The sequence below is a fragment of the Bradyrhizobium sp. CCGUVB14 genome (assembly GCF_024199935.1).
In the GTDB taxonomy this organism is placed as follows: Bacteria; Pseudomonadota; Alphaproteobacteria; order Rhizobiales; family Xanthobacteraceae; genus Bradyrhizobium.
This window is the reverse complement of the sequence record NZ_JANADS010000001.1, coordinates 4250099-4263244: the sequence shown is the minus strand read 5'-3', so window position 1 is coordinate 4263244 and position 13146 is coordinate 4250099. Positions and strand designations below refer to the sequence as shown.

At 62.5% G+C, this 13146-nt stretch carries 5 protein-coding genes; 2 read left to right on the top strand and 3 right to left on the bottom strand.

Going from position 1 to position 13146, the window contains the following annotated elements; translation table 11 throughout:
* Positions 1-12: 12 nt before the first annotated feature.
* Entirely contained in the window at positions 13-1014 is a 1002-nt protein-coding gene (locus NLM32_RS19560; protein WP_254130543.1) for a class II aldolase/adducin family protein, read from the top strand.
* 329 nt (positions 1015-1343) lie between these two features.
* Here the strand turns inward: NLM32_RS19560 and NLM32_RS19555 are convergent, their stop codons facing one another.
* Complete coding sequence (locus NLM32_RS19555; RefSeq protein WP_254130542.1) at positions 1344-9248, bottom strand: alkaline phosphatase family protein; 7905 nt, start codon at positions 9246-9248, stop codon at positions 1344-1346.
* Between the two features lie 387 nt (positions 9249-9635).
* Complete coding sequence (gene glmS, locus NLM32_RS19550; RefSeq protein WP_254130541.1) at positions 9636-11462, bottom strand: glutamine--fructose-6-phosphate transaminase (isomerizing); 1827 nt, start codon at positions 11460-11462, stop codon at positions 9636-9638.
* 517 nt (positions 11463-11979) lie between these two features.
* Between glmS and NLM32_RS19545 the strand changes: the two genes are divergently transcribed.
* Positions 11980-12216, top strand: coding sequence for a DUF6894 family protein (locus NLM32_RS19545; RefSeq protein WP_254130540.1), 237 nt, complete (start codon positions 11980-11982; stop codon positions 12214-12216).
* A 106-nt stretch (positions 12217-12322) separates the two neighbouring features.
* Here NLM32_RS19545 and NLM32_RS19540 read toward each other — a convergent pair whose 3' ends face one another.
* Positions 12323-12919 carry a response regulator transcription factor gene (locus NLM32_RS19540; RefSeq protein ID WP_254130539.1) on the bottom strand — a complete coding sequence of 199 codons (597 nt, stop codon included), beginning with the start codon at positions 12917-12919 and terminating at the stop codon, positions 12323-12325.
* Positions 12920-13146: the final 227 nt, after the last annotated feature.

Below are 13146 nucleotides of genomic sequence, written 5' to 3'. Positions count from 1 at the left end.
GAGCTTCGCCGCATGTCGGCCCGCGTCGGCCGCAACATTCTGCTGGTGCAGGGCGCCGGCGGCAATTCCTCTATCAAGCAGGATGATCTGCTCTGGGTGAAGGCCTCCGGCACCTGGCTTGCGGATGCCGAGCACAAGGACATCTTCGTGCCGGTATCGCTCGGCGCGGCACGCACGGCGCTTGCGCAAGGCGACGAACGGGTCCCCCTCGCCCCTGGTGCCGGCACGGCCTTGCGCGCCTCGATCGAGACCTCGCTGCACGCACTGATGCCACACACGGTCGTGCTGCATGTGCATTCGGTCAATACCATTGCATGGGCGGTGCGGATCGATGCGCGGGAGGAGTTCGCGAAACGACTGGAGGGGCTGGCCTGGCGCTGGCTCGACTATCACCATCCGGGACTGCCGCTGGCCAAGGTCGTGCACGACGCGCTGGCACGGGACAAGGTGGATGTACTGGTCCTCGGCAATCACGGGCTGGTGGTCGGCGCCGAGACCAGCGCCGCGGCGGAGGCCTTGGTGGACGAGGTCGAGAGGCGCTTGGCCCTCGCCCCGCGAAGCACGATCCCTGCGGACGAGGCGGCGCTTCGGTCGATATGCGCGGGCACGGCGTATCGCCTGCCCAAAGATCCGCTTTGCCACAGCATCGCCATCGACCCTTACAGCCGCGCACTTGCGACCAGTGGCTCGCTCTATCCGGATCATGTGGTCTTCCTCGGTCCGGGCTTACCCGTTCTGGAACGGGGCGAGGATCTGCGCGCCGCGGCATCGCCAGCGCTGGCGGACGGGCCGCCGCCCCCGGCGGCGCTACTTGTTCCGGGCCTCGGTTGCATCGTGCGCAAGGATGCGAGCCCCGGCGCCGAGGCGATGCTGAGCTGTCTCGCCCTGGTGACCTGCCGCGTGCCTCTCGCCGCGCAGATCCGCTTCCTGACTCAAGGCGACGAATCCGCGTTGATGAATTGGGATGCCGAGCGATATCGCCAGCAACTGACCGCCAATCGCCGCCCCGACTGAACCGACGACACTTGCGGTCGCAAAGCCCTGCGCAGCGGGTGGGCTCGTCTTTTTTGCTTAGTCCATTGGAGGCACGAACAGAATTCGGCCATACGGTGACCAACATGAACAACGGCCATGAACAAAGTTTGGCCGCCTGAGAACAAATTCGGACAGCGCGAAATTCGACCCTGGATACAGGGGGTTACGCGCGGACAGGACGGATCAGCCCGTCGGAACAGATCGTGATCCTGACGTGCAGATGAAGGACACGGCATGGTTGCCGAGACACCCGATGCCGACGCCGGCGCGAACGGACCCGGCGCCGAGCGCGCCGGATCCCTCCGGTCTTACGAGTGGAAATGAGGCGCCGCCAGGAACTGGTTCTCCGGGCCTGGCTGCGGTTGGAACGCCGATGGGATTGGGCCAGAGGGGCCTCCGCGGAAGCCGGCTGCCGCGAATTGATCCATCAGCGCTGCAAGGCGGTCAATATGCCCCTGTGGCCAACCGATGCCGGGACCAGCCAGTGAAGACACTGCGCCACCACCAGACGAGTCCACCGGAGGATCGATCACCGTCATGGTCTGTGCCGCCGATGTCCCGGTTTCGCCTGTCGTCGTGTTGCTCGCCGTCACCGTGAACGTTGCGACCGGATGGTCGGTGCCGGTATAGCTCGACGACAACGTCAAGCCGGTGAGCGGCTGGCCTGTCGTGGAGGCGCCCTCGGTAATGGTCCAGGTATACGTTCCGTCGGACTGAAGGCTGCTCGTGACAGTGTTTCCCGCAGGCGCCGTGATCGACTCGTAACTGGGCAAGCCGCTGATCTTCAGCGACAGTTGGTCGTCGGCGTCGACGGGCGTCGCGGTGATGCCCAACGCCACGGATCCTCCGGCGTTGACCGTCAGCGACGTACTGCTGATGGTCAGTGTCGGAATCTCGGGCCCCTTGTCTTCATCAATAGTCAGTGCACGGGTCGCGGTCGGCGCCGCATTCCCCGCCGCGTCCGAAACATTGGCAGTGACGGTGTACTTTCCATCAGCCAGAGCGAGGGCCTGCGCGCTCGTGACGGCGACCGACCATGTATTGCTGCTGCTAACCGCAGACGTATAAGAGTTAACGATCACGCTCGCGCTGTTGAGGATATTGACGGTGACGGCCTGCGCGTGCTCGGCATCAGTCGTTGTACCGCTGAGGGTGAAGCCCGCAGAGGCTTCCGTAGCGTTGACAATGTCGTTGCCTGCTATGGTGTTGATCGCGATCGTCGGCGCCGTCGTGTCGATCTGCAGGGTGCCAGCGGGATTGTAGTTGGTGGCGCCGGACAGGTTGGCGGCATTGCCGCCGCCATCGGTGATGGCCGCGCCATTGAGGTTGAACGACGAGACGACGAGATCGGCGGTGTTCTGGCCTGCCGCGACCACGTAGTTAAAGGTGAGTGCGGTGCCGCCCGAGCCACCAACGTAGGTGGCCGTGCCACCGTCGTTGAGGACGAGCGTCGGCGTGCCGCCACTGGTGTTGACCGTTACGACCGCACTGAAATTGAGCGTCAGCGTGACCAGCTTGCCGGCATTGAGATCGCCGCTGGCGTTGGTGATTCCTGTACCAGAAACCACCATTGAGACGATCCTCGGCGCGGAACCAGCAGCGGGGTTTCCGAACACCTGAATAGGCGCGGCTGTCGCGGCCTGGTTCGGGCCGGTCAAGCCGTACGACGCAAGGATCGTGCTCAGAAGGTTGTAGTGGTTGTAGGTTGTATCGTAGTTTCCCGGGACGACGTTAGCACCGTACAATAGAGTTGGAATCTGATTGGGAGCTTTGTCGTTGTCATTTTCGTCCCAGGTCACGATGAGAAGCGAATTATTGGCAAGCGCCCACTGAGCATAAGCGTCCAGGTTTTGCTGGAGCCATGTGTCACCCTGCTGGATCGTCCCGTCGTGCATGTCGTTGCCGATGCTCGGAATGACAAACGAAACGGTCGGCAAGCTCGAATAGTTGCCGTTGGGAAAAAGCGCGGGAAAGGTGGTGGAGAAACTCGTCTGAACCGTGCGGGCCTCGGGGAATGAAATCCAAGGGTCGTGGTTAGGGTCGCTTCCCCCTGCGGTCTGGTCGACATAACCCCTGAAGGTAAGGCCCGCGCCCTGCAACACCGTGTACAGCGTAGGATCCGGAAGGCTGTGAGGATCGTCGTCGCTGAAACCGAATGTCGAACCGGCATAGAGGGCGTAGTAATTCGATTGGCTCGGATGAGTCTCCGCGAAGAAACTGGTTAGCAACGCGCCACCGGCCATGAGGCTGTTGATGTAGGGCGCCTCTGCAGTGTTGCCGGTGATTTCATCATCGTCCTTGTTCTCTTCAACGACGACCACGATGTGGCTGTACTGTGGAACGCCGCTGGTCGGGTTGACCTGCAGGATGCCGGCGGGATTATAGTTGGTGGCGCCCGACAGGGTGGCAGCGTTGCCTGCACTGTCGCTGATGAAGGCGCCATTCAGGTTGAGTGCCGAGATGGCGAGGTCGGATGTGGTCTGACCGGCGGCGACCGTGTAACTGAAGGTGAGCGCAGTACTGCCCGAGCCACCGGTGTAGTTTGCCGTGGCGCCATCGTTGAGCGTGAGCGTCGGTGCACCGCCGGTGGTGTTGACCGTCACCGCCTCGCTCAGATTGACGGTCAATGTAACGACCTGGCCGGTGCTCACACTACCGCCGCCGTTGGTGATGCCGCTGCCGGAAGCCACAATCGATGCAATCGTCGGCGCCGTCGTGTCGATCTGCAGGATGCCGGCCGGATTGGAGTTGGAGGCGCCCGACAGGTAGGCGGCGTTGCCGCTGCCATCCGTGATGCTCGCGCCGTTGAGGTTGAGCGCCGATATGACGAGATCTGGGGTGTTCTGGCCAGCCGCCACCGTGTAGCTGAAGGTGAGCGCAGTGCCACCCGAGCCGCCGGTGTAGCTCGCCGTGCCGCCATCGTTGAGCGTGAGTGTCGGCGTGCCGCCGCTGGTGTTGACCGTCACGGCCGCGCTGAAATTGACTGTCAGCGTGACGAGCTTGCCGGCGTTGAGATTGCCGGCACCGTTGGTGATCCCAGCCCCGGAAGCCGCGATTGAGGCAATCGTCGGACCGGTTGACGTTGAGTTCTGGATGGAGATCTGAGCGACCGCCGTCTGCCACCAGCCACTGGCAACGTATTCGTTCGATATCCAGAACGAGTTCGGATTGTTCGGGTCGACCGTGGCCGATGAATTGAGGCCCCAGCGCTGCGTGCTGTTTCCATCTCCCGAGTTGAAGAAACCGGTGCTCGCCTGATACAGGATCGGCGCGCTGAACGAACCTACGGCACCGCCGCCGGCCTGGAAGACGTAGTAGTCCGACGGATACATGTTCGGACCGCTGGCGGTGAAATTGATGATGACATCGCCCGCCGCGTCCACCGCGATGGATGGATCGAACGTTGCCACGTTGGTTCCGAGCGACGCGCCGGAGATGTCGCCTTGCGCCGCAAGGGCCGGAGCGCTGGGATTGCTGACGTCGATCTTGAACCAATGGACCAGCGGCACGCTCGACCCGCTCGGCTTCATCACGGCCACGGCGTAGAGATAGCCGTTCGCATAGACCATGCTGGCGATCCGGTTGTCGACGGCGTCGAGCAGGAGGCTTGTCCCCTGCTGCTGGACGGTGTAGCTGCCGCCCTGGTCGATATTCCCGAGCGCGACGGTGCTGGTGGTGCTGAACGTATTGGTGGCCTTGTCGTAGGTCTGCAGGGCAACGACGATCTGACCTCCGCTGGAGAAGTCGCTCGCATAGTAGGTCTTGCCATTGTTACCGGATGCGACGGCGAAGATGCCCTGGGTCGACGGCATGATTTCGCTTGCGGTCAGGCTCAACGTGCCGCCGCCATAGATGCCACCGCCCGCGCCGGCGGTATCGCCGATGATCCAGTTTTCAGTGCCGGCGTAAGCGGACGCGCTGAGGCCGTACTGTGGCGCCGTGATGTAGACGTTCGAACCGTCGACCGCCAGCATCGGGCGATCTGAGCCGGTCGACTGACCGTTGATCGTGACGGTCGTATTGAGCTGCGAGAAGGTCCAGCCGTCGTTCGGATTGGAATCCTTCGAGACCGCAATATCGATGGCGGTGGCGGTCCCTCCCGGCGCCAGATACTGCATGATCACGACGAAGCGCTGATTGACGCTGTCGTAGGCGATGCGCTGATCATAGAGGCCGCCGGTCGGCGATAGTGGCGAGAAGAAGCTGTAGACCGACTTCAAGGTTGGCGATCCGCCGGTCAGGTTCGTCCATTCAATCCTCGATCCCTCGATCATCACGACGTAGTTCGGCCCAACGGCAAGACCGTTGTGCGGGGGATAGCTGCTGGTATTCGATGGTCCGGCGAACAGCGTCTGGATGCTCGAGGTGGATGATGTGGTCACGTTGACTTGCAGGGTGCCGGTGGGATTGTAATTGGTGGCCCCCGACAGATTGGCGGCGTTGCCGGCACCGTCGCTGATGACCGCGCCGTTGAGGTTGAGCGCCGAGATGGCGAGATCAGACGTGGTCTGCCCCGCCGCAACCGTGTAGCTGAAGGTGAGCGCAGCGCTGCCCGAGCCGCCAGTGTAGCTCGCCGTGCCGCCATCGTTGAGGGTGAGCGTCGGCGTGCCGCCGATGGTGTTGACCGTCACGGCCTCGCTGAGATTGACGGTCAATGTGACGACCTGGCCGGTGCTCACACTGCCGCTGCCGTTGGTGATGCCGGCGCCTGTCGCTGCAATCGAGGCAATCGTCGGCGCCGTCGTGTCGATCTGCAGGGTACCGGCCGGATTGTAGTTCACAGCTCCCGACAGGTTCGCCGCATTGCCGGCCCCATCGTTGATGATTGCGCCGTTGAGGCTGAGCGCAGAGACGATGAGATCGGCGGTGTTCTGCCCTGCCGCCACCGTGTAGCTGAAGGTGAGCGCAGCGCTGCCCGAGCCACCGGTATAGCTCGCCGTGCCACCATCGTTGAGGGTGAGCGTCGGCGTACCGCTGGTGGTATTGACCGTCACCGCCTCGCTGAGATTGACCGTCAAGGTGACAACTGCACCCGTGCTCACACTGCCGGTGCCGTTGGTGACGCCGGTGCCGGTGGCGGCAATCGAGGCGATCGTCGGCGCCGTCGTGTCGATCTGCAGGGTGCCGGCCGGATTGTAGTTCACAGCTCCCGACAGGTTCGCCGCGTTGCCGGCTCCATCGTTGATGATTGCGCCGTTGAGGCTGAGCGCGGAGACAATGAGGTCGGCAGTGTTCTGCCCCGCCGCAACCGTATAGCTGAAGGTGAGTGCAGCGCTGCCCGAGCCGCCGGTGTAGCTCGCCGTGCCGCCATCGTTGAGGGTGAGCGTCGGCGTGCCGCCGGTGGTGTTGACCGTCACCGCCTCGCTGAGATTGACCGTCAAGGTGACAACCGCACCGGTGCTCAGACTGCCGGTGCCGTTGGTGATGCCGGTCCCGGTGGCAGCAATCGAGGCAATCGTCGGCGCGGTCGTGTCGATCTGCAGGGTGCCGGCCGGATTGTAGTTGGTGGCTCCCGACAGGTTGGCGGCGTTGCCGCTGCCATCGGCGATCGTCGCGCCGTTGAGGTTCAGCGCGGAGACGATGAGGTCGGCAGTGTTCTGCCCCGCCGCAACCGTATAGCTGAAGGTGAGCGCAACGCTCCCCGAGCCGCCGGTGTAGCTCGCCGTGCCACCATCGTTGAGGGTGAGCGTCGGCGTGCCACCGGTGGTGTTGACCGTCACGGCCTTGCTCAGATTGACGGTCAATGTAACGACCTGACCGGTGCTCACACTGCCGGTGCCGTTGGTGATACCGGTCCCGGTCGCGGCAATCGAGGCAATCGTCGGCGACGTCGTGTCGATCTGCAGGGTGCCGGCCGGATTGTAGTTGGCGGCGCCCGACAGGTTGGCAGCGTTGCCTGCCCCATCGTTGATGGTCGCGCCGTTGAGGTTGAGCGCGGAGACGATGAGATCAGCGGTATTCTGCCCTGCCGCAACCGTATAGCTGAAGGTCAGCGCAGTGCTGCCCGAGCCGCCGGTGTAGCTCGCCGTACCGCCGTCGTTGAGGGTGAGCGTCGGCGTGCCACCCGTGGTGTTGACCGTCACCGCCTCGCTGAGATTGACCGTCAAGGTGACGACCGCACCCGTGCTCACACTGCCGGTGCCGTTGGTGATGCCAGTCCCGGTCGCGGCGATCGAGGCAATCGTCGGCGACGTCGTGTCGATCTGCAGGGTGCCGGCCGGATTGTAGTTCACAGCTCCCGACAGGTTGGCGGCGTTGCCTGCCCCGTCGTTGATGATTCCGCCATTAAGGTTGAGCGCGGACACGATGAGATCAGCGGTATTCTGCCCTGCCGCCACCGTGTAGCTGAAGGTGAGCGCAGTGCTCCCCGAGCCGCCGGTGTAACTCGCCGTACCGCCGTCGTTGAGGGTGAGCGAAGGCGTGCCGCCGCTGGTGTTGACCGTCACCGCCTCGCTGAGGTTGACGGTCAATGTGACGACCTGGCCAGTGCTCAAATTTCCGCCGCCATTGGAGATGGCGGCGCCGGAGGCCACAATCGAGGCAATCGTCGGCGCCGTCGTGTCGATCTGCAGGACGCCGGCTGGATTGTAGTTGGTGGCCCCCGAGAGATTGGCGGCGTTGCCGCTGCCATCAGCGATCGTAGCGCCGTTGAGGTTGAGCGCGGAGACGATGAGGTCGGCGGTGTTCTGGCCCGCCGCCACCGTGTAGCTGAAGGTGAGCGCGTTGCTCCCCGAGCCGCCGGTGTAGCTTGCCGCGCCACCATCGTTGAGGGTGAGCGTCGGCGTGCCGCCGCTGGTGTTGACCGTCACGGCCGCGCTGAAATTGACTGTCAGCGTGACGAGCTGGCCGGCGTTGAGATTGCCGGCACCGCTGGTGATGCCGGTGCCCGAGGCCGCGATCGAAGAAACCGTCGGGCCCGATGCGGAGTTCTGGATTGCAATCTGCGCGACCGCCGTTTGCCACCAGCCACTGGCGACGTATTCGTTCGAGATCCAGAACGAGTTCGGATTGTTCGGGTCGACCGTCGCCGTCGAATAGGCGCCCCAGCGCTGCACGCTGGCCCCGTCACCCGCATTGAAGAAACTGGTACTCGCCTGATACAGGACCGGGGCGCTGAACGAGCCCACCGGATCGCCGCCGCCCTGGAAGACATAGTAGTCCGCCGGATACATGTTCGGGCCGCTGGCGGTGAAATTGATGATGACATCGCCTGCCGCGTCCACCGCGATCGATGGATTGAACGTGGCCACACTGGTGCCGATTGCGGCGCCGGAAATGTCGCCCTGCGCCACGAGGGACGGAGAAGTGGGGTTGCTGACGTCGATCTTGAACCAATGGACTAGCGGCACGCTGGATCCGGTCGGCTTCATCTCGGCCACGGCATACAGATAGCCGTTGGCATAGACCATGCTGGCAATCCGCTTATCACCGGCGTCGAGCAAAAGGGTCGTCCCCTGCTGCTGGGCGGTGTAGGTGCCGCCCTGGTCGATATTGCCGAGCGCGATGGTGCTGGTCGTACTGAACGTATTGGTGGCCTTGTCGTAGGTCTGCAAGGCAACGACGATCTGACCTCCGCTGGAGTAGTCGCTCGCGTAGTAAGTCTTGCCGTTGCCTGACGCCACAGCGAAGATGCCCTGGGTCGACGGCATCACTTCGCTCGCGGTCACGCTCAACGTGCCGCCGCCGTAAATCCCGCCGCCCGCACCGGCCGTATCGCCGATGATCCAGTTTTCCGTACCGGCATAACCGGACGCACTGAGATTGTATTGTGGAGCGGTGATGTAGACGTTCGAACCGTCGGTCGCCAACATCGGGCGATCAGAGCCGGTTGTCTGGCCACCGATCGTGACGGTCGTATTGAGCTGCGAGAAATACCAGCCGTCGTTCGGATTGGAATCCTTGGAGACCGCGATATCGATGTTCGTGGCAGTCCCGCCTGGCGCCAGGTACTGCATGATCACGACGAAACGCTGATTGACGCTGTCGTATATGACGCGCTGATCATAGAGGCCGCCGGTCGGCGATAGCGGCGAGAAGAAGCCGTAGACCGACTGCAGGACCGGCGATCCGCCGGTCAGGTTCGTCCATTCGATTCTCGATCCGTCGATCATCACGACATAGTTCGACCCGACGGCAAGGCCGCTGTGAGGCGGGGAGGTACTGGTGGTCGAAGGCCCGGAGAACGATGTCTGAATGCTTGAGGAGTAGCTCACGTTAATGCTCCCTCGGTCCGATTCTGCACATGTCTGAACATTCGCGCTGCCGCGGAACATTCAGCCGGACCGCGGCAGCACTCTCTGAAAATCTCAAGTCAAAATTTGGCGGGGCTTTGCAATCCAATTTCCCTCTCCGGATGCGCAAATGCGCATGCCGGACCCACAGATAGATGACTTCCGTCCGCCTTCGGCGCTAATGATGCCGCGGGCAGTTGCTTGATACTGCCCGGCGTGTCGTTGAGAATTTTGTAGCAGGACGATCGACTATTCTGTCGACCCAAAGGGAGTACTCCTCCCTTCGGGTTCGAATGTCGGCCGCTTTTTCGTTGTGTTATCAGTAGCGCCAACGAGCGCGAGACACTGTGACGCAAGGGGCATTCGCCTCTATTCGACCGTCACAGATTTCGCGAGATTGCGTGGCTGGTCCACATCGGTGCCCATAATCACGGCCGTATGATAGGCGAGCAACTGGATGGGAACGGCGTAGACGATCGGCGCGAAGGTCGGCACCATGTCCGGCAGCAATATCGTGGCTTCGGGCTCGACGGCCGCCTCCGCCGCTCCCCTCGCATCCGTCATCAGAATGATCCTGCCACCGCGCGCGGCGACCTCCTGCATGTTCGACACGGTCTTTTCGAACACAGTGTCGAAGGGCGCGATGACCACGACCGGCATGTTCTCATCGATCAGGGCAATCGGACCGTGCTTCAGTTCGCCAGCGGCATAGCCTTCGGCGTGGATGTAGGAAATCTCTTTCAGCTTCAGCGCACCTTCGAACGCCAGCGGATAGCTGGTGCCGCGGCCCAGATAAAGCACGTCCCGCGTTTTCGCGATGGTGCGAGCCAGCTTCTCGATCTGCGGTTCGCTGGCAATAGCTGCCGCCATCAAGCGCGGCACTTCGATCAGCTCTCTGACCAGCCCCCTCTCCTCGCTCGCCGAGATCTCGCCGCGCGCCGCACCGGCTGCGACCGCGAAGGCCGCGAGCGCCGTCAGTTGACACGTGAAGGCCTTGGTGGAAGCAACGCCGATTTCCGGACCAGCCAATGTCGGCAGCACGATTTCGCTCTCGCGCGCGATGGTGGACGTTGGAACGTTCACGACCGAGACGGTGTGCGCCCCTTTCTCCTTGGCGTGGCGAAGTGCTGCCAGCGTGTCGGCGGTTTCGCCCGATTGCGAGATGAAGATCGCGAGATCGCCCTTGCGCAGCGGCGCTTCGCGATAGCGGAATTCGGAGGCAATATCGACATCGACCGGGATACGCGCCAGCTGTTCGATCCAGTATTTCGCGATGGCGCCAGCATAGCTTGCGGTGCCGCAGGCCGTGATCGTCGCGCGCCTCACGTCGCTGAAATGGAACGGCAGCTTGATCGGCAACGCCGCCCGCTCGGCGCCCATATCGACATAATGCGCGAGCGTGCGGCCGACCACGTCCGGCTGCTCGCAAATCTCCTTGGCCATGAAATGGCGATAGTTGGCCTTGTCGGCGACAAACGATGCTCCACCCGTTTTCAGCACCTCGCGGGCAACGATCGCGCCGTTCGCGTCCCGGATCACCCCTTTCTCGCGCGACAGCACTACGCAATCGCCGTCCTCGAGATAGCTGATGCCGTCGGCAAAGGGAGCGAGCGCAATCGCATCGGAACCGAGATAGGTCTCGCCCTTGCCATACCCCACCGCCAGGGGCGACCCCCTGCGTGCTCCGATCAGAAGATCGCGATATCCGTTGAAAAGGAACACCAACGCGAAGGCGCCGCGCAGCTGCGGCAACGACGCCCACACGGCTTCCTGAGGTGAATAGCCCATCAGCAGGTACGAATGAACGAGATGTACGACGACTTCCGTATCGGTGTCGCTCGCGAAGGTGGCGCCCTTCTCCTCCAGCGCCTGGCGCAGTTTCCGGAAGTTCTCGATGATGCCATTGTGCACCACAGCAACACGCTCGGTCGCATGCGGATGGGCATTGTGCTCGGTCGGTTTGCCGTGCGTGGCCCAGCGCGTGTGACCGATTCCGGCATCACCGCCCAGTGGCTCGGCAAGCAGTCGCGCCTCCAGGTTTCTGAGCTTGCCTTCGGCTCGGCGGCGTTCGAGACGACCGTCATCGAGAGTTGCCACGCCCGTCGAGTCATACCCCCGATATTCGAGCCGCCTCAGTGAATCGACCAATCGCTCCGAGACCGCCGTTCGCCCTAGAATGCCGATGATTCCGCACACGGTCAGATCTCCCAGCTCGCCGACAATCGAGACAACGCACGCGCAGGTGATCACGCCCAATACACTGCTATTGCACAAATGAGGTTGTCGAATCGGGGGAGCGCTCGCAGCAACCGCGGGTTACTCCGTCGGAGCTGCGCTTCCCGTCGCAGCACCGAACGATTCAATCATTGTCGGTCGAACAGCATGCGCGAACACACGAGGATGGATCGAATTGGCCGGACGACCTACCGGCGCAGTGCTGTCGATGCGAGGGGATCGCGGCCCCGGCGGGGGGCTAATAAGCAGGGGAGCCGGGGCCGCTGAACACGCCGCAGTGGGCAGTCACGGCGCCACTCGACCTTAGTCCGCAGGAAGCAGCTGTCCATGTCAACCAAGAGAATCCAGAGCGACCTTGGGGTACCCAACAATGATCATGGACGTGTAACGGCACCTTGTCGTAGGTCCATTCCGGGACACCACTGCTACGTCAGGTCTGGTTCGCCCCCTGGGATGCAACCGTTTTACGGGAGCGCCAATGCCTCGCTATTTCTTTCATGTCCACGATGGTGGCTCAGTGCCCGACGACCTCGGCGTGAACTTGCCGGATATCGACGCCGCGAGGTCGGCGGCCATTGAGTTGAGCTGCGAGATTCTCAGCAGCGAGGTCATTGGGCCATTCCAGGAGCACCCATCCTGGCGGATCGAGGTGAGCAACAGCCCGGAGCTGACCAGCCTGCCCTTGTTCACACTTCACTTCTCGGTCACGGAATAGCCGGCAGCAGCCACCCCGCCGGTTCGACAAGGCGCGCGCGATCAGGCCCAGTTGACCCGCACGCGCTGCGGAGTGATCGCCCGAGGGGGATTTTCAGTGATCTTGGTTACTCGGATTCCGTTGACTTGACCGGGGTGCCCCAGTCGCTCTGCGAAATGGCCAACGCCGCGAGTGCGGTCCTGTTGCTGATCTCGAGCTTCTGGAAGATATGGTGAAGATGGACCTTGATTGTACCGTCAGCGATGTTCAGGCGGCGCCCGATCTCCTTGTTTGACAGTCCTTCCGAAACCAGACGAATGATCTGGCGCTCTCGGTCCGTCAGCACGGTCAGCGCATTCTCCGAATTCGACGCCTGAGCCGCCGGCGCAATCTGATCTGTCGAAGATGGCGGCACGATTCTTACGCCGTTCGCGATTTGCCGCAAAGACTGCACCAGCGCGTCCGCCGAGGCCTCTTTCAGAATGACGCTGCAACCATCGAACGCATCGCTCAAGACGAGATCGCGATCTTCGGCAGGGACATAAAGCACCAGGCGTGTGCGGCTGCCTGCAGCCGCGCCAAAGGAATTCTTCAACGCGACCAGTTCGGGAATTGTTGGATCGAGAAGCGCGATATCGGGAGCCAAGGTTCGAATGGCCTCGATGCAGCTCGCGGCATCGCTGCAGGTCGCAACAATATCGAAGCCGCTTTCCGCACCAAGCACGGCGCTAAGACCTCGCAACAGCAGCGGATGCCGATCTGCGACCACTACGCTCGTACGACTCATTGGGCGCTCCTTAATCAGTCGCTCCCCTTCATCAACACCTCGCGCCAGGCGCTGCCATTCATCTTGATGTTGATGGGATTATCTCATCTGCAACAACTCAAGAAATCGCGACCCGGCAATGCAATACGCTTAAATCAATCAACCCATGAATGAACGCGCGCGGA